Raw genomic sequence first — 18,070 nt, forward strand, 5'->3', positions numbered from 1 at the left:
TGGAGTGCCGATGCCCAACTCACCCCGCCGCCGTACCCCGTTCGGGCCCCGCCTCGGGGCGGTCTCCGTCTTCGCCGCCTGCCTGGTCCTGCTGTCCCCGGCGGGCGTGGAAGCCGCCACTCGGCCCGGACCGCACCCCGACGACACCCTCCAGCAGCAGCTGGAGGAGCTGGTCCGCGCGCCGGGCGGCCCGCCCGGCGTCATCGCTGTCCTCCGCGACGGCAGGGGCAGCCGGGTCGTCCGGGCAGGCGTCGCGGACCTGCAGACCGGCCGTAAGCCCGACCCGTACGACCACATGCGGATCGCCAGTGTGGCCAAGGCGTTCAGCGGCGCGGTGGCGCTGTCCCTCGTCGACCGCCGATATCTGCGTCTGGACGACACCCTGCGCGAGCGGGTGCCCCGTCTGCCGCGGGCCTGGGGCGCCGTGACGCTGCGCCAGCTGCTGAACCACACCAGCGGACTGCCCGACTTCGCGCAGGCCCCGGCTTTCGTGGCGACCGTCAGCGCCGACCCCCGGCACCGCTTCGACTCCCGCAGGCTGCTCGACTACGTCGCCGACCAGCCGCTGCGGTTCCGGCCCGGCTCCCGGTACCAGTACTCCAACTCCGACAACATCGCCGTCGCCCTGATGGCGGAAGCGGCGACCGGCGTCCGGTACGAGCGTCTGCTGGAGGCATTGGTGTACCGGCCGCTGGGCCTGCGCAACACGAGCCTGCCGCAGGGCTACCGGATGCCGAGGCCCTATCTGCACGGCTACGACGTGAGCCCGCCCTCGCCTCCGGAGGACGTCAGCGAAGTGCTGAGCATGTCCGGTGTCTGGGCGTCGGGCGGCGTCGTGTCGACGCCCGTCGACATGACCCGCTTCGTCCGCGGCTACGTCGGCGGCCGGCTGTACGGCCCCCACGTCGTACGGGAGCAGCGGCGCTGGATCCCCGGGGCGGCGTCCGAGCCCGCCGGGCCGGGGCGCAACGACGCGGGACTGGCCCTCTTCCGGTACACGACCCGGTGCGGCGTGGTGCTGGGGCACACCGGCAACACCCTCGGCTACACGCAGCTGATCGCCGCCACGCCGGACGGGCGCCGGTCGCTGACCTTCTCCGTCACCACCCAGATCAACCAGGCCCTCAAGCCCGATCTGCTGCAGAACCTGCGCGCCGTGCAGGAGAACTTCGTCTGCGCGCTGCTGCGCTGACCGAGGGCAGGGCTGACGGACACGCCTCAGCGTTCGGTCACCTTGCTTCGGTCACCTTGCTTCGGTCACCTTGCCGTCGGCGACTTCGAGACGGCGGGTGACGTGGACCGCGTCGAGCATGCGGCGGTCGTGGGTGACCAGGAGCAGCGTGCCCTCGTAAGCGTCCAGGGCCGATTCCAGTTGCTCGATGGCCGGCAGGTCGAGGTGGTTCGTGGGCTCGTCCAGGACCAGGAGGTTGACGCCCTTGCCCTGGAGGAGGGCGAGGGCCGCGCGGGTGCGTTCGCCCGGGGAGAGAGTGGCGGCCGAGCGCACGACGTGGTCCGTCTTGAGGCCGAACTTGGCCAGGAGAGTGCGGACTTCGACCGGTTCCGTGTCCGGGACCGCCGCGCAGAAGGCATCCAGCAGGGACTCGTCGCCGTGGAACAGCTTGCGGGCCTGGTCGACCTCGCCGATCAGGACGCCCGAGCCGAGCGTCGCCTGTCCCGCGGTCAGGGGGACGCGGCCCAGCAGGGCGCCGAGCAGCGTCGACTTGCCCGCGCCGTTGGCGCCCGTGACCGCCACCCGGTCGGCCCAGTCGATCTGCAGGGACACCGGGCCGAGGGTGAAGTCTCCGCGTCGTACCTCGGCGTCCCGCAGGGTCGCGACCACGGCGCCCGAGCGCGGTGCCGACGCGATCTCCATGCGCAGGTCCCACTCCTTGCGCGGCTCCTCGACGACGTCCAGGCGCTCGATCATGCGCTGGGTCTGGCGGGCCTTGGCGGCCTGTTTCTCGCTGGCCTCGCTGCGGAACTTGCGGCCGATCTTGTCGTTGTCGTTGTTCGCCTTGCGCCGGGCGTTCTTGACGCCCTTGTCCATCCAGGAGCGCTGCATCTGCGCCCGGTCCTGGAGGGCGGCGCGCTTGTCGGCGTACTCCTCGTAGTCGTCGCGGGCGTGCCGGCGGGCCACCTCGCGCTCCTCCAGGTAGGCCGCGTAGCCGCCGCCGTAGAGGTTGATCTGCTGTTGGGCGAGGTCGAGTTCGAGGACCTTGGTGACCGTGCGGGTGAGGAACTCGCGGTCGTGGCTGACGACCACCGTCCCGGCGCGCAGGCCGCCGACGAAGCGTTCCAGGCGCTCCAGGCCGTCGAGGTCGAGGTCGTTCGTCGGCTCGTCGAGGAGGAAGACGTCGTAGCGCGACAGCAGCAGCGAGGCCAGTCCGGCGCGCGCCGCCTGGCCGCCCGACAGGGACGTCATGGGCTGGTCCAGGTCCACCGCCAGGCCCAGCGAGTCGGCGACCTCCTCGGCCCGCTCGTCGAGGTCGGCGCCGCCCAGTCCCAGCCAGCGCTCCAGGCTCGTCGCGTACGCGTCGTCCGCGCCGGGCGCTCCGTCGACCAGGGCCTGCGTGGCCTCGTCCATCGCCCGCTGGGCCTCGGCGACCCCGGTACGCCGGGCCAGGAACTCCCGCACGGTCTCGCCCGGGCGCCGCTCCGGCTCCTGCGGGAGGTGACCGACGGTCGCGGTCGGCGGGGACAGCCGCAGCTCGCCCTCCTCCGGCGCGGTCAGCCCGGCGAGCAGGCGCAGCAGCGTGGACTTGCCCGCGCCGTTGGCCCCGACCAGGCCGATCACGTCTCCGGGCGCGACGACGAGGTCGAGCCCACTGAACAGGGCACGGTCGCCGTGGCCGGCGGCGAGGTTCTTGACGACGAGGGTTGCGGTCACAGGGAGCGATCCTAATGGGCGGGGCGCACGGGACGCGTCGGGGTTTTCCGGCACGCAAGATCGCCGGGGAGGACGACGCCCTCAAAGGGGCGCGGGGAACTGCGCGACCAGCCACAGCGAGCCTGCAGACGACCCACGACCTCTCGCGGCACCCACCCCATCGCGGCGGTCCTAGCGGAGCGCAACCGCCTCCACCAGCACGCTCCCCGACGTCCGAGCCACCACGAACGACTCCCCCTTCACCGCCTTCGTGTCCAGCGCGATCCGGTGGCGGCCCGTTTCCAGGACGCCGTCGAAGAGCTCGTGCGTGTGGGTGCGGTACAGGCGGTCGAGGCGGTACGCGGTGAGGCGGACCCGGCAGGGGGAGGTGACCTCGACACCGGCCTCGCCGTCGGCGGCCACCAGGCGGGTCAGCCGGCGCTGTTCGGCAGGGCTGCGGTCCAGGGCGTGTTCGATCTGCGCGACCAGCAACGGCACGATCGGCGCGAGGCCGTCGACGTACGCCACGTCGACTCCGGCGTCCGCGAAGGCGCGGCGCACGGCGGTGCGCTGCTCCTGTCCGATCGCCCGTCCGAAGGCGACGGCGCCGTAGGCACGCAGCTCGTCGGCGGGGACGCCGCCCACGTCATGAGTGATGTCGGCGCCGATGCCGATGGTGCGCAGGGCGGCGGCGAGCTTGGCCAGGAGGGCGACGCGGGCGCCGATGAGGAGCACCCGGCGGCGCGGCGCCTCGGACGCGCCGTCGAGCAGGGAGCCGAGCGCCGCTCGGTATTCGGCGCCGTGGAAGCGGAAGGGCCCGATGCCGTGGTAGCCGTTGAGCTCCAGGTCGGCGTGTTCGTCGGTCTGCCAGGCGAAGTCCCGCCAGATGTAGTCGTCGCCGACCTTGTCGATGAGCGCGGTGACGGCGCCGCAGGCGAGGTCCTCGCAGTCCGGGCAGCCGTAGATGACGTACCGGCCGCCCGGAAGCGGGGCGTCCGCCTCCAGGAGCAGGCTGCGGACCTGGGCGGTGAAGATGGCGGGCGGGACGTCGGAGGCGAGTGGGGAGACGGCGTCGAGGTCGGAGAGCTGGAACAGCAGCGGGCGTCCGTCGACGATGAAGTCCACGAAGTCCCGGTGCACCTGGTAGTCACCGTTGGCGAGGACTCCACCGGCACGCATCGCCGGTGCCAGGCCGAAGGTCGCGTACTCGGCAGACATGCTGTGAGTATCCCCAGGACCGGACCGATATGAGCACGGCATGACATATTCCGCTAACGTCCCGGCATGGGGAGCGAACAGGTGGACGATGTCGTGGTGGTCGGCGGCGGTGTCATCGGGCTGACCACGGCCCTCGTGCTGGCCGAACGTGGTGCGCGCGTACGGGTGTGGACGCGGGATCCCGTCGAAGCGACCACCTCGGCGGTTGCGGGGGCGCTTTGGTGGCCGTACCGGATCGAGCCGCTCGCGCTGGCGCGGGCATGGGCCTTGCGCTCCCTGGATGTGTACGAGGAGCTGGCGGAGCGCAGCGAGCCGACCGGCGTACGCATGGTCGAAGGCGTACTGGGCGGGGCGAGCCTGGACGAGGCGGACGCGTGGGCCACGGCCCGGCTGCCGGGGCTGCGCGCGACGACGGCCGAGGAGTACGCCGGTTCGGGGCTGTGGGCGCGGCTGCCGGTGATCGACATGGCGACGTTTCTGCCGTGGCTGCGGGACCGGTTCCTGAAGGCGGGCGGTGTGATCGAGACGCGGTCGGTGTCCGGCTTCGGGGAGGTCGAGGCGCCGGTCGTGGTCAACTGCACGGGACTCGGCGCTCGTGAGCTGGTGCCGGACGCGTCCGTGCGCCCCGTGCGCGGGCAACTGGTCGTCGTGGAGAACCCGGGCATCCGCACCTGGCTGACCTCGACCGACGCCGACGGGGAGATGGCGTACTACTTCCCGCAGCCCGGGCGACTGCTCCTGGGCGGTACCGCGGTCGAGGACGACTGGTCACCGGAGCCGGATCCGGAGGTGGCCGCGGCGATCGTACGGCGGTGTGCGGCGCTGCGGCCTGAGATCGCGGGGGCGCGGGTGCTGGGGCACCGGGTGGGGCTGCGGCCGGGGCGGGACCCGGTACGGCTGGAGCGTGAACCACTGCCGGGCGGGCGGGTGTTGGTGCACAACTACGGGCATGGCGGGGCGGGTGTGACCGTGGCGTGGGGGTGCGCGGAGGAGGCGGCCGGGCTCGCCTCCTCCTGAGTGCGCACCGTTCACGGGCTCTCAGCCGTGGTCGTGGCCCAGCGGGTCGCCCTCCGCCTCGGTGCCGGGGCCCGGCCCGACCTTGATCTCGAATTCGCCGTCGAACCTCTTGTGGCCCTCGATCACGGCGAGCTCGACGGCCTCGGCGCCCATCTCGCCGCGCACGATGACCGGGTCCCGGCGCAGATCGCGCATGAGGGCGACGCACATGCCGATCATCACCAGCACGAAGGGCGCGGCGGCCAGGATGGTGAGGTTCTGCAGGCCGGTGAGCGCGTCGCCCTGGCCGCTGCCGACGAGCAGCATGATGGCGGCGACGCCCCCGGTCACCACTCCCCAGAACACGACGACGAAGCGGCCGGGTTCCAGGGCGCCCTTCTGGGAGAGCGTGCCCATCACGATGGAGGCGGCGTCGGCTCCCGAGACGAAGAAGATGCCGACCAGGATCATCACGAGCAGGCTGGTGGCGGTCGCGATGGGGAACTCCTGAAGGACGCCGAAGAGTTGGCCTTCGGGGGTGTCCTCGCCGCCGAGTGCGCCGCCCTCCTTCAGCTTCATCGCCGTACCGCCGAAGATCGCGAACCAGACGAGGCTGACGGTGCTGGGCACGAGGATGACGCCGCCGACGAACTGCCGGATGGTGCGGCCGCGGCTGATGCGGGCGATGAACATGCCGACGAAGGGCGTCCAGGAGATCCACCAGGCCCAGTAGAAGACGGTCCAGCTGCCGAGCCAGTCCGCGACGCCCTCGCCGCCGCTGGCCTCGGTGCGGCCGGCGAGCTGGGGCAGGTCGCCCAGATAGGAGAAGATCGACGTGGGCAGCAGGTCGAGCACGATGATCGTGGGGCCCGCGATGAACACGAAGACCGCGAGGATCAGGGCGAGCACCATATTGGTGTTGGACAGCCACTGGATGCCCCGCTCGATGCCGGAGACGGCCGAGAGCACGAAGGCCAGGGTCAGTACGGCGATGATCGTGACGAGCAGGCCGGTGCTGACCTCGTCCATCCAGTCCAGCTCCTGGAACCCGGAGCCGATCTGGAGGGCGCCGAGGCCCAGTGAGGCCGCGGAGCCGAAGACGGTGGCGATGATCGCGAGGATGTCGATCACCCGTCCCCCGACGCCGTTCGCATGCTTCTCCCCGATCAGCGGGGTGAAGACGGCGCTGATGGTCTGGCGCCGGCGCTTGCGGAAGGTGCTGTAGGCGATGCCGAGGCCGACCACCGCGTAGATCGCCCAGGGGTGCAGCGTCCAGTGGAAGAGGGTGGTGGCCATCGCCGTCTCCATGCGTTCGCCGGAGTTGGCGGGGTCCGTGCCCGGGGGCGGGGTCGTGTAGTGCGAGAGCGGCTCGCTGACGCCGTAGAACATCAGGCCGATGCCCATGCCCGCGCTGAACATCATCGCGACCCAGGAGACGGTCTTGAACTCGGGTTCCTCGCCCTCGGCGCCGAGGTGGATGCGGCCGTAGCGGCTGATCGCGAGCCACAGCGCGAAGACCACGAAGCACGAGGCGGCGAGCATGAAGGCCCAGCCGCCGTTGTGGATCAGGCCGTCGAGCATCTTCGTGGACACGCTCTCCAGCGAGTCCGTGGCCGCCCAGCCCCAGATCACGAAGGCCACGGTGATGGCGGCGGTGACGCCGAACACCACGCGGTCCGTGCTCGGATGGCCGGAAACGTCCGGAGGACCTTCCCGGCCACCCCGCTTCTTGAGATCTTCAGTCATCTGCGGCACCTTCCCCTGGAAACAGTGGATACGCCGGTTCCACATCGTCTCCCAGGGCCTACCACAGAACCCGTCGAACGCAGCCGTTTCAGCAGTCGGTGTCGGGCTCACCGGCTGTGAGGTGATACGGGGCGCGTTCGTCGAGGAGCAGCGGGACGAGGGCGCGCAGGGACTGGCGGAGCGGGACCAGGGCGCCCGTGACGGTCGCCTTCGCCTTCACTCCGTGCAGGGCGAGTTCGTCCCTCACCTGCGTGTACTGGTCGGGGGTGAGCCGGTACCCGCAGGGCGGGTCCTGGATCACCTCGGCAGGTTCGGGCGGGTCGTTGTCGGCGCCGCCGAGGTAGACGGGTCCGGTGTCGGCGTAGCCGGCGAGCCGGGCCGTGCCGGTCGCCACCTCGATCCGGCCGCGGCGGGCGTCGGTGAACTCGAACAGGCCGTCCAGCGCGGCGAGTTGGGAGCTCACCCGGCGCCGGTTGTTCAGCGCCTCGTCCGCCTTCTCCTCATCGGTGAGCGGGTCGACGCGACTCTCGATGAGCAGGCCCACCGAGTGCTTGACGCCGGACATGTTCCGCAGGATGCGTTCCTGGCCGTCACCGGCGACCTGCCGGATCGGATCGCCGGTGACCGGGTCGGTCCAGATGCCGTACGTGCCGGTCGAGTAGCCGGCGCCCGTGGCGGCGGGGCGTACGTACGAGTGGGACAGGGCCTGTGCCTCGTCGTGGACGTGGCCGTCCGTGTTGAGGTTGCGGGGCCACAGGTCGAACAGGTCCTTGTCGTAGTACTGCGGTGTGGCGCCGTACTCGTGCAGGTCGTAGACCACGTCGGGGCGCTGGTCGCGGATGACCGCGGCCATGGCGCGCCCTTCGGCGGTCCGCAGCGCGATGTGGTCGCGGTTGATGTCCACGCCGTCGCTGTTGCCGCGGGTGTCGGCGGCCCGGCCGTCGGGGTTGGCGGTGGGCACGACCAGCAGGGTGGTGCGCTCCAGGAAGCGCCGGGTCTGGCGGTCCTTCGCGTAGGCCAGGTCGCGGACGGTGGACAGGCAGGCCTCGCGGCCGGAGGGTTCGTCGCCGTGCTGGCTGCAGATGAGCAGCACCTTGTTCGGGGTGGGGCCGGTGCCGATGCGGACCAGTTGGAGCGGGCGGCCCTGTTTCGTCGTACCGATGCGGGCGACGGAGACCCGGTCGCTCGCCTTGTCGACGGCCGCGAGGAAGTCCTGTTCCTCGGTTTCCCCGGTCCAGCCGGCGCCGTTCGACTGCTCGAAGCCGGTGCGGGGCGGGGAGTCGGCGGCGTGGGCCGGTACGGCGACGAGGGATGCGGCGAGGGCCGCCGCGACGAGGGTGACGGTTCGGATACGGGTCACTGGCCTCCCTCCGGGATGCGGTGGATGCTGCGGGGTGCGGTCACGCCGTCGAGGGGCGTGGCCTGGGGAGCCACGGACACGGAGCCCGCCGTGGCGCGTGCGAAGGCGGGGGCACCGCCGACCAGCGGGACGCGGGCCTTCGTACGGGAGAGATCGAGGGTGAGGGTCGGCTTGGTCGACGGAGGATCGATCAGGTCCTTGTCCGTGCCCGCGATGATCAGGGCGAGGCGGTGACCCGCCGGGACCACGTGGTCGGTGGCCGCCAGGTCGAGGGTGATGGTGTACGGCTTACCCGGGGTGAGCGGTACGCCCTTCAGATCCGAGGCGTAGTTGCCCAGATCGGCCCAGCCGCGGCTGACGACCGTGTAGTCGACGTCGGCGGTCTTGGCCTTGGTCTCCTTGAAGCAGGCGCTGTCACCGGCGGTGCTGACGCCCCAGCAGGTGCGGTCGGTGAGCGTGCTGATGCCCTCGCCGCTGGTCGCGTAGTCGCGGATGGTGTCGGGGCCGAGGTCGACCAGGACGGCGGAGAGGTGGGCCGTCGAGGTGGTCGGGGTCGCGGTGACGGTGACCTCGGAGGAGCCGGACAGACGCAGGTCGCGGGTGAGCGGCCCGGTCACGAAGCCCGCCTTGTCGGGGGTGGGCTGGTCGATGTGCGCGGCCCAGTCGGTCTCGCTGTGCTGCGGGTCGTCGGTGAAGGCCTCGGTGCCGTTGCCCGTGCGCAGGCCGAGGGTACCGACGCCGGCCTGGGTGCCCTTGGCGGGGCGCAGGGTGGTGGTGTCGGTGCCGCGCGGCGGCCAGGCCTGGGAGGTGACCCACTGGTCGGGGTGGCGTTCGATGTCGGCCATCGGCTCGCGGTCGATGCCGTTGTCGTAGCCGAGGAGTTCGTGGTCGAACCAGCGGTGCAGGGTGTCGACCCAGTCCGCGCGGCGGAAGTCGAAGGGGTCGACGTGGCCGGTCTGGGAGAGCCAGATCTTGCGCTCGACGCCGTGCTTCGCCAGGGCGTCCCACCACTGGCCGAGGTGCTTCATACGGACGTTGAGGTCCTGCATGCCGTGGATCGCGAAAACGCTGGCCTTGACCTTGCGGGCGTCCTTCACGTAGTCACGCTCGGTCCACAGCGGCGTCCAGTCGCCGGTGCGCGGGGCCCCGTCGACGATCATCTGCTGGACCGCGCCGCACTTGGCGCGAGCGTCGGGGCTCTCGACGTAGTCGGAGAGCCAGTCGGGGCCGGAGTCGTACAGCGGGGCGCCCTGCTGGAAGTAGTAGTCGTACCAGGAGGAGATGGCGCTGATCGGGACGATGGTCTTCAGGCCCTCGACCCCGGTGGCGGCGACGCCGTTGGCTATGGTGCCGTCCCAGCTCTTGCCGATCATGCCGGTGCGGCCGTTGGTCCACGCCGCCTTGGCCTTGGTGGGGCCGGTGCGGGTCGTGTACGCCTTGGCGCGACCGTTCAGCCAGTCGACGACGGCCTTCGCGGAGAGGATGTCGGAGCGGCCGCCGACGTCCACGCAGCCGTCGGAGCGGTTGGTGCCGGCGAGGTCGACGCCGACGAAGGCGTAGCCGCGGGGCACGAAGTAGTTGTCGTAGAACAGCGGCATCTGCACGACGTTCCCGTTGGCGTCGTACGTCTTCTTCTGGCCCTCGTTGCCGCGCCCGCAGCAGGAGTAGTACGGGCTGGCGTCCATGATGACGGGTATCTTGCGGCCCTGCCGAGCCGCCTCCCGGGGGCGGACGATGTCGACGGCGACGCGGTCGGTCTTTCCGTCGCGGTCGTGGTCGAGTCCGGTGTCCACCCATACGGCCTCGCGGATGGCGTTGTCGTACGAGTAGACGGGTCTGCTCTCCCGCGCGGCGGCGTGCGCCGTCGCGGGCGTCAGGAACGTGGCCATCAGGGCAGCCGTGGCCACTGTCGCGAGCGGTCTCCAGATCGTGAAGCGCATGCGTATCGGCATGCGCGGACGGTACATCGGTCAACTCCCGTGCAGAAGAGGGGGGCTGATGACCCATGAGGTCTCGCGTGGCTGATAAACGCCCCTGGGGCGGGTCGGCTGATGTCGGCCGAATGGCGATCGTGTGACAGCAGTGGTCATGGACACACCGGAGGCACAGGTGGTGAATAGGCTCCGGACAGACTTCGGGCCCCTACGACTTGGAGCTTTCGTGCACCGCAGAATCATGGCGCCGGGCGCGCTCGCAGCCGCCTCTTTGATGCTGGCGATCCCGGCGTCGGCCGCGAGCCACTCCCCCGGCGCTCCGGGCATCGGCGACCCCTACTACCCGGCCTACGGCAACGGCGGATACGACGTCTCCCACTACGACCTCCGGCTGAAGTACCAGCCGGCCACGGACGAGTTGGAGGGTACGGCGACCCTGCTGGCGAGGACCACGCAGGATCTGTCCCGCTTCAATCTGGACTTTCTGCTGGATGTCAGCGAGGTCCGGGTCAACGGCGCCAAGGCGTCCTTCGCGACGTCGGGCGAACACGAACTGGAGATCACACCGAAGAGCCCGCTGGCCAAGGGCACGGCCATCACGGTCGTCGTGCGCTACCGCGGTGTGCCGTCGTCGAAGAAGGCGTACGGCTTCACCAGCTGGCACCGCACCCCGGACGGCGGTGTCGCGGCGAACGAGCCCGAGGCCGCCTGGTGGTGGTTCCCGAGCAACGACCACCCGCTCGACAAGGCGACGTACGACGTCTCCGTGCTCGTGCCCGACGGCACGCAGGCCATCTCCAACGGCACGCTGCAGTCGACGAGTTCACGGCTCGGCTGGACCCGCTACAACTGGCGCTCGAACAAGCCTCAGGCGACGTATCTCGCCACGCTCGCGGTCGGCAAGTTCGACGTCACCACGGGGACGAGCGAGAGCGGCATTCCGGTCATCAACGCCTACAGCAAGGAGCTGGGCGACAAGACCGGTGCGGCGAAGGCGAGCATCGAGCGGACCGGGGAGATCGCCGACTGGCTGAGCGAGTACTTCGGGCCGTACCCCTACAACGCGCTCGGCGGGTATGTGCCGAACACCGACACCGGGTACGCGCTGGAGACGCAGACCCGGCCGTTCTACAGCCCGGCGAACTTCGCGAACGGGTCGAACACCTCCGTCGTCGTCCATGAGCTGGCCCATCAGTGGTACGGCGACCTGGTGTCCGTGAAGGACTGGAAGGACATCTGGGTCAACGAGGGCTTCGCGCGGTACGCGCAGTGGCTGTGGTCGGAGCACGAGGGCGAGGGGACGGCGCAGGAGATCGCCGACTACGTGTACGCCTCGCGTGCGGCCGACGATCCGTTCTGGACGGTCAAGCCCGGTGACCCGGGGCCGGAGAAGCAGTTCCACATCGCCGTCTACGACCGGGGTGCGCTGGCTCTGCAGGCGCTGCGCAACGAGATCGGGGACGAGGCGTTCTTCGCCATCCTCAAGGGCTGGACGCAGAAGTACGCCTACGGCAACGCTTCGGTCGCCGACTTCCAGCGGTACGCCGAGGAGGTGTCCGGGCAGCCGCTGGCGGCGCTCTTCGACACGTGGCTGTTCCAGCCGTCGAAGCCGTCGGCGCCCACGGCCCGGGCGGCGTCGATCGCGAAGGCTTCGACGGCTCCGGTGCGGCCGAAGTCGTGGCAGAAGATCGCGGCGACGAATGGCGTGCATGACCATGGGGCCGGGCGCGGCAAGCAGCACGAGGACGAGCACGAGCACTGAGCGCGCCGCTCGACACAGCCCCGCGTCCCTTCAGGGCGTCGCAGCGCGCCTGAGTAGTTCGCTCAGGCCTATCGTGTCCGTCTCCGTCGACGGCACCGTGCAGGCGTGGGCGCCGGCCACCGCACCGTACAGAGCGCACCGGTGCGGTGGCTCGCCGGACAGCCTGCCGTAGAGGAAGGCTGCCGCGAAGGCGTCGCCGGCGCCGTTGGAGTCGACCACCGGTGCCGGCGGGGTCACCGTGGGAACGTGTGTGACCACGCCGTCGGTCAGGAGGTACGCGCCCTCGGCTCCGGCGGTGGCGACGACCACCTCGGCCCTCCCCCGCTCGGCGATGCGGCGCATGGTCCGCTCCGGGTCGGTCAAGGCGGCCGCGGAGAGGAACACCACGTCGGCCGTGTACGCGAACGGTTCGTGGTACGGGTTCTCCCCGTCCCAGTTGTGCAGGTCGGTGGAGAGCGTGACGCCGGCCTCGCGGAGGGCGGGCAGGGCGTGGGTGCCGGGGTGGGTGATCGACACATGCGCGTGACGGCTGGCCCCGGCGAGGGTCCGCAGCGTGTCTTCGGGGAACCGGTCGTCCGGGTACCCCCTGCTGATGTCGTACAGGGACAGCCGCCGTCCGTCCGGCCCGACCAGGTTCACCGCGCGCTTGGTGCCGGCCGGCTGCGGGATCGCGGTCAGGGCGATGCCGTGCTCGCGGTGCAGGGCTCGGACGAGGTCGCCCTCGGGATCGTCACCGAGGAAGTCGATGTGGTGGGTGCGCAGGCCAAGGCTGCTCAGACCGGCGGCCACGAAATCCCCGGTCTGACCGGCGCGGGCATGGATCCCACTGTCGATCATGTAGCTGTCGGCGTACGGGAGCGGCAGCTCGGGGACGTACACGATGGTGTCCACGCCCGCGCCGCCCAGCACGAGGACGTCGATATCACGGCTCAATCCCGACCCACCCCTTGGCCGTACACCTTCCCACCCCTTGGTCGTACACGTTCGCGGCTCAACTCCCGCGCTCCCCATGGTCATAGACGGTGACGGCGATCCCGCGCCGCACAAGCCGCTCGGCGATCATCGGCTCGACGCGGGACCACTTGCCGCCGGCCAACCCGCACCCTATCCGCGGCATGTGCACGGACGCGCCGAGTTCGGTCGCCTTGTCCGCCAGCCGTCCCAGCGCCGTGTCGATCGCCTCGTAGCGCACGGGGACCCCCTTGCTCCCCGTGCGGATGCCGCGCTGCCCGACCATGTTGGCGACCCAGACGTACGGCTCGACCTGGACGAACTGGACCGCGCCCAGCCCGAAGTCGTTCGAGGCCCGCTCGCGGTGCCATGCGCGGTAGGACTTCTCCGGTTCCGGCCAGCGGCGCGATATGGCCAGGACGAAGCCCTTCCCCCATCCCCCTATGTCGTTGCAGACATGGGCGATCACCTTGACGCCCTTCACCGACGGAACGGTGGCGTCACCCCGGACATACGTGATCTCCGACATGACGCCACCGTAGGTGCTGCCACTGACAGTGGCTCTACTTCGTGAACTGGGTCAGCTCCTGGTCCGCCGCCTTCGCGACCCGGCGTCGGATCGCGTACCAGCCGCCCACCAGCATCGCCGCGATGACCGGGATGAGGAGGAGGGTCTTGCGGCCGACCTCGGGGTCGTTCCACATCAGGGCGAGCACGGACAGCAGGAAGGCGATCGTCACGATCTCGGTGACCGGGCTGCCGGGGAGGCGGAAGGAGGGCCGGGCCACCAGGCCCGCCTTGGCGCGGCGGACGAAGATCAGGTGGCAGATCATGATGATCACCCAGGTCGAGATGATGCCGAGGGAGGCGACGTTCAGCACGATCTCGAAGGCCTGGCTGGGCATGGCGTAGTTCAGGCCGACGCCGAGCACGCACACCGCGCAGGTGAGCAGGATGCCGCCGTAGGGCACCTGGCTGCGGTTCATGCGGGCGGTGAACTTCGGGGCCGAGCCCGCCATCGCCATCGAGCGCAGGATGCGGCCCGTGGAGTACAGGCCGGAGTTGAGGGAGGACATCGCCGCCGTCAGGACCACGAGGTTCATCACGTCGCCCGCGCCCTCGACGCCGATCTTCGACAGGACCGTGACGAAGGGGCTCTCGTCGGCCGAGTACACCGAGCCGGGCAGGAGAAGGGCCAGGAGGACGACCGAGCCGACGTAGAAGAGGCCGACGCGCCACATGATCGAGTTCACCGCGCGCGGGACGACCTTCTCCGGCTCGGCGGTCTCGCCCGCGGCGACGCCGACCAGCTCCAGCGCGGCGTACGCGAAGATCACGCCCTGCATGACCAGGACGACGGGCATCATGCCGTGCGGGAAGACGCCGCCGTTGTCGGTGATCACGCTCAGGCCGGGCGTCGTGCCGCCCACCTCGTGCTGAGTGGCGAGCAGGAAGATGCCGACGAACATGAAGGCCACCAGCGTGGCGACCTTGATGATCGCGAACCAGAACTCCATCTCGCCGAAGATCTTCACCGAGATCAGGTTCACCGCCAGGACCACCGCCAGGGCGATCAGGGCCAGCACCCACTGCGGGATGTCGGTGAACAGGCTCCAGTAGTGCGTGTAGAGCGCGATCGCGGTGATGTCGGCGATGCCGGTCGTCGACCAGTTCAGGAAGTACATCCAGCCGGCGACATAGGCGCCCTTCTCGCCGAGGAACTCGCGCGCGTACGACACGAAGGAGCCGGACGAGGGGCGGTAGAGCACGAGCTCGCCGAGTGCCCGCACCACGAAGAAGGCGAAGATGCCGCAGACCAGGTAGGCGATCGCCAGCGCCGGGCCCGCGTTGTGGAGGCGGCCGCCGGCGCCGAGGAAGAGGCCGGTGCCGATGGCCCCGCCGATGGCGATCATGTTGACGTGGCGGGCCTTGAGGTCCTTGCTGTAACCGGCGTCGCCCGCGTCCGCGGGCATCGAGGCCGCGTCGGTACGGGGTGCGGCCACTGCCGTGTTCACGGCGTCCTTGCTCACGGGGGTACCACTCTCTGGTGCGCCCGAGCGGGTCGCGCTCGGGTGTCCGGACGTACGTATGGCCTGCGCCCTCGGTAAAGGCGCAGACCAAGGGGTCACCTTCCCCCAGGGATGCGGCTCATGCGGTGGCGCATGTCACAGAGCGTTACTTCTCACACGGCGGTCCCGCACCGTCCCATGGGCCTCGGGAGGTGTCACAGCACTGGTGAGACAGCGATACTGCTGCACATGACGACCGACACCACCGAGGGGCCGACCCTCACGATCGACGAACTGGCCGCGCGGGCGGGTGTGACAGTCCGCACGGTGCGGTTCTACGGCACCAAGGGGCTGCTGCCGCCCCCGGTGATCGGTCCGCGCAGAGTGGGGCACTACGGGCGCGAGCATCTGGCCCGGCTGGCGCTCATCGAGGAGTTGCAGCAGCAGGGCATGACGCTGGCGGCCATCGAACGGTATGTGCAGCAGCTGCCACCCGATCTGGACGCCCATGACCTCGCCATTCACCGGGCCGTGGTGGCCTCCTGGGCGCCGGAGGCCGTGGAGACGGTGACGCGGGCGGAGCTGGAGCGGCGGGCCGGGCGGGCGCTCGGCGACGACGACGTGGAGCGGCTGGCCGCGATGGGTGTCATCGAGGTCGACGACACCCATTACCGCGTTGACCTCGGGCTGCTGCGGCTCGGGGTCGGGCTGCTGGACGTACCGCTGTCGCAGGAGGCGATCCTCGCCGCGCGCAATGTCCTCATCGAGCATGCGCGGGCCGCCGCGCACGAACTGTCGCAGCTCTTCCGCGGCGAGGTGGCCCAGCGCACCGCGCAGGACGTGAAGTCGCTCTCCGCTTATATGCAACCCGTGGTGGTACAGGCCCTGCTGACGACGTTTCAGCGCTCGCTGCGCGAAGACCTGCGGGAGTGGCTGGGCGGCATCTCAGAGGAACGCGGATCCGCCTGACACGCTGAGGGTCTGCCCGGTCAGGAAGCCACTGCCCTCGTCGACGACGTACAGCAGCGTCGACACGAGGTCCGACGGCACCTGGGTCCGACTTGCGGCGTGCCGGCCACGGACGCAGCAGTTGACGGAGATCGCACGGGCTCTGCTGCGCACGCCGAAGCTCCTGGCCCTCGACGAGCCGACGTCCGCCCTCCCGGCCGCCGCCGTCGACCGCCTCGAACGAGTCCTGCGCACCCTCACCGGACGCGGCATCGCGGTCCTGTACGTCACCCATTCGTGGGTATGGGTGCGGTGGGTCGTCTGCGTGGGCGTGGTGGGCCCTCGGCACGCGTGTGTGGGTCGGCGCCACAAGGGCGTGGGGTGTCGTCATGAGCGCAGGGGCACGTCGACCAAGAGCGGCCGGGTCAACCTCCCCGCCCCGGCGACCAGTTCGTGCAGATGGGTCGCGCTCTGCGCCCGTACCGCGTCGACGCCGAAGAAGCCCGCGGCCTGGGTGAAGTCCAGGTGCCCCAGCTCGGTGCCCGGGCAGACGCCCTGGCCGCCCATCGACTCGTAGGTGTCCTGGAGGGTGCGGTAGGCGCCGTTGCTCATCACCACGAACAGGACGGGGGCGGCCTGCCGGGCGGCGCTCCACAGGCCCTGCAGGCCGAACAGCGTGCAGCCGTCGCCCAGGACGGCGACCACCGGCCGGCCCGGTTCGGCGAGCGCTCGGCCCACGGCGGCGCCGATGCCCCAGCCGAGGCCGCCGCCGACGGTGTGGGTGTAGCTGCCGGGTCGGTCGAGGCGGACGAGGCGGCGTAACAACAGGCCGACAGTGATGGCCTCTTCGACGACCACGGCGTCGGGCGGCAGACCACGGGCCACGGCGTGGGCGGCGGCCCAGGGGGCGAGTGGCGCCTGGGAGTAGGCGGCGCGGGCCGCGGCCTCGGCACGGTCGCGCTCGGCGGCGTGCTGTTCGCCCGCGTGCAGGATGCGGGACTTGGCGGTGTGGTCGGGTACGCGGTCGTGGAGCAGTTCGGCGAGGCGGTGCAGGGAGGGGGCGAGGGCGCCGACGAGGCCGGTGTCGGCGGGGAAGTTGCGGCCGATCTCGTCCGGGTCGGAGTCGAGTTGTACGACGGTGAGTCCGGGCGGCAGGGCGGGGCCGGGCGTGTAGTGATGCGGGGTGAAGGCGTGCGCGCCGGCGATCAGCACGGTGTCGTGCGTGGCGAGCGCGGTGCGGATGGCGTCGTGGCGCGGGGGCAGCATCCCGGCGTGGAGGGGGTGCGTGGTCGGGAAGTTCAGGCAGTCGGCCATCGGTTGGTGGTGGACGGTGGCGCCGCAGGCCTCCGCCGTGCGTATGAGCGCGCCTAGGGCATCCTCGCGGCCCACGCCGTCGCCGGCGACGATCGCGGGGCGGGTGGCGTCGCCGAGCAGGAGGGCGGCGCGTTCCAGGCCCGCGGCCGGTCCCGGTGCGGGTGTGGGGGTACGGGCCGGGACCTCGACCTCGGTGTCCTCGCCGAGGAGATCCATCGGGACGGAGAGGAACACGGGCCCTGCGGGCGGCCGTACGGCGAGCGCGAAGGCGCGGCGCAGGGCTAGCGGGAGGTCGCGGGCGTGCTGGACGTCGAACGTCGCCTTCACCGCGGGGGCCGCGAGGCCCGTCAGGTCGCCCGAGAGCATCGGGTCCTGCTGGAGGTGGCGGCGGTCCTGCTGGCCGGCCGTCACCACGAGGGGGGTGCGGGAGCGGCGGGCGTTGAGCAGGCCGATCAGGCCGTTGGCCAGGCCGGCTGCGATGTGCAGGCTCACGAAGGCGGGGCGGCCGGTGCCGCGGGCGTAGCCGTCGGCCATGGAGACGACGGCGCCCTCGTGGATGCCGAGGACGTATTCGGGGGCGTCGTCTGTCTGCGAGAGCGCTGCCAGGAAGGGGAGTTCGGTGGTTCCCGGGTTGCCGAAGACGCGGTCCACGCCCTCGCTGCGCAGGATGTCCAGCAGGGCGAGGGCGGGGCGGGATCCCATGGAGCGCTCCTTGGGGGGGACGGGCCGGGAGGGGTTCACACTTCGCCGACCAGCGTCCGGGGCGGCGGGGCGGGTGGCAAGGGGTGCGTGTCGCTCAGCGGTACGTGGGGGTACACCGGGCGGTTACTCGCCCCCGCCGCCCCTACCCTTCCCGTCCTTGAAGGGGCTCCGCCCCTTCGACCCCGCCAGGGGGCTCCGCCCCCTGGACCCCCGCTCCTCAAACGCCGGAGGGGCTGATTTACCCAGCCCGTCCGGCGTTTGAGG

Annotated in this window: 14 protein-coding genes; 4 read left to right on the forward strand and 10 right to left on the reverse strand. The window is 70.9% G+C overall.

The window, feature by feature from the left end; genetic code table 11:
• The first annotated feature begins 10 nt into the window (after positions 1–10).
• Positions 11–1,192 carry a serine hydrolase domain-containing protein gene (locus tag EHO50_RS40280; RefSeq protein WP_128436819.1) on the forward strand — a complete coding sequence of 394 codons (1,182 nt, stop codon included), beginning with the start codon at positions 11–13 and terminating at the stop codon, positions 1,190–1,192.
• 51 nt (positions 1,193–1,243) lie between these two features.
• Here EHO50_RS40280 and EHO50_RS40285 read toward each other — a convergent pair whose 3' ends face one another.
• Positions 1,244–2,887, reverse strand: coding sequence for an ABC-F family ATP-binding cassette domain-containing protein (locus EHO50_RS40285; RefSeq protein ID WP_128436820.1), 1,644 nt, complete (start codon positions 2,885–2,887; stop codon positions 1,244–1,246).
• Positions 2,888–3,058: 171 nt separating this feature from the next.
• Positions 3,059–4,084, reverse strand: a complete 1,026-nt coding sequence (locus tag EHO50_RS40290; RefSeq protein ID WP_128436821.1) for an oxidoreductase — start codon at positions 4,082–4,084, stop codon at positions 3,059–3,061.
• Positions 4,085–4,150: 66 nt separating this feature from the next.
• Between EHO50_RS40290 and EHO50_RS40295 the strand changes: the two genes are divergently transcribed.
• Complete coding sequence (locus EHO50_RS40295; RefSeq protein WP_128436822.1) at positions 4,151–5,101, forward strand: FAD-dependent oxidoreductase; 951 nt, start codon at positions 4,151–4,153, stop codon at positions 5,099–5,101.
• A gap of 21 nt (positions 5,102–5,122) precedes the next feature.
• On the opposite strand, the gene EHO50_RS40300 is transcribed toward EHO50_RS40295, so the two are convergent.
• The 3 genes from EHO50_RS40300 to EHO50_RS40310 form a co-directional block, all read right to left on the reverse strand.
• Positions 5,123–6,826 (reverse strand): BCCT family transporter, encoded by a 1,704-nt coding sequence (locus tag EHO50_RS40300; RefSeq protein ID WP_128436823.1) that lies wholly within the window; start codon positions 6,824–6,826, stop codon positions 5,123–5,125.
• 88 nt (positions 6,827–6,914) lie between these two features.
• On the reverse strand, positions 6,915–8,186 hold the full coding sequence (locus tag EHO50_RS40305) for a M14 family metallopeptidase (RefSeq protein WP_128436824.1): 1,272 nt from the start codon (positions 8,184–8,186) through the stop codon (positions 6,915–6,917).
• Positions 8,183–10,138, reverse strand: coding sequence for a Xaa-Pro dipeptidyl-peptidase (locus EHO50_RS40310; protein ID WP_128436825.1), 1,956 nt, complete (start codon positions 10,136–10,138; stop codon positions 8,183–8,185). The genes EHO50_RS40305 and EHO50_RS40310 overlap by 4 nt, the downstream gene beginning before the upstream one ends.
• Before the next feature lie 208 nt (positions 10,139–10,346).
• Here EHO50_RS40310 and EHO50_RS40315 point away from each other — a divergent pair, with 208 nt between their 5' ends.
• The gene (locus tag EHO50_RS40315) at positions 10,347–11,882 is read left to right on the forward strand and encodes a M1 family metallopeptidase (protein ID WP_181449785.1); all 1,536 of its coding nucleotides are present in this window, start codon (positions 10,347–10,349) and stop codon (positions 11,880–11,882) included.
• Between the two features lie 30 nt (positions 11,883–11,912).
• Here the strand turns inward: EHO50_RS40315 and EHO50_RS40320 are convergent, their stop codons facing one another.
• From EHO50_RS40320 to EHO50_RS40330, 3 genes are read right to left on the reverse strand one after another with little or no spacing between them, the layout of a single operon-like run.
• Positions 11,913–12,815, reverse strand: a complete 903-nt coding sequence (locus EHO50_RS40320) for a PfkB family carbohydrate kinase (RefSeq protein WP_128436826.1) — start codon at positions 12,813–12,815, stop codon at positions 11,913–11,915.
• Between the two features lie 58 nt (positions 12,816–12,873).
• On the reverse strand, positions 12,874–13,362 hold the full coding sequence (locus EHO50_RS40325; RefSeq protein ID WP_128436827.1) for a macro domain-containing protein: 489 nt from the start codon (positions 13,360–13,362) through the stop codon (positions 12,874–12,876).
• A 34-nt stretch (positions 13,363–13,396) separates the two neighbouring features.
• A complete protein-coding gene (locus EHO50_RS40330) occupies positions 13,397–14,863 on the reverse strand; it encodes an amino acid permease (RefSeq protein WP_128436828.1) in 1,467 nt (488 codons plus the stop codon).
• Between the two features lie 228 nt (positions 14,864–15,091).
• On the opposite strand from EHO50_RS40330, the gene EHO50_RS40335 reads away from it, so the two are divergent.
• A complete protein-coding gene (locus EHO50_RS40335) occupies positions 15,092–15,811 on the forward strand; it encodes a MerR family transcriptional regulator (protein WP_164905085.1) in 720 nt (239 codons plus the stop codon).
• Here EHO50_RS40335 and EHO50_RS46210 read toward each other — a convergent pair.
• Positions 15,788–15,964: a hypothetical protein gene (locus EHO50_RS46210; protein ID WP_425472362.1), complete on the reverse strand. Its 177-nt coding sequence runs from the start codon at positions 15,962–15,964 to the stop codon at positions 15,788–15,790. The two genes, EHO50_RS40335 and EHO50_RS46210, sit on opposite strands and share 24 nt — an antisense overlap.
• A gap of 213 nt (positions 15,965–16,177) precedes the next feature.
• The gene (locus EHO50_RS40350; protein ID WP_128436830.1) at positions 16,178–17,806 is read right to left on the reverse strand and encodes a thiamine pyrophosphate-binding protein; all 1,629 of its coding nucleotides are present in this window, start codon (positions 17,804–17,806) and stop codon (positions 16,178–16,180) included.
• Positions 17,807–18,070: the final 264 nt, after the last annotated feature.

Origin of the sequence: Streptomyces cyaneus (assembly GCF_004028635.1) — a bacterium.
Classification (GTDB): domain Bacteria; phylum Actinomycetota; class Actinomycetes; order Streptomycetales; family Streptomycetaceae; genus Streptomyces; species Streptomyces cyaneus.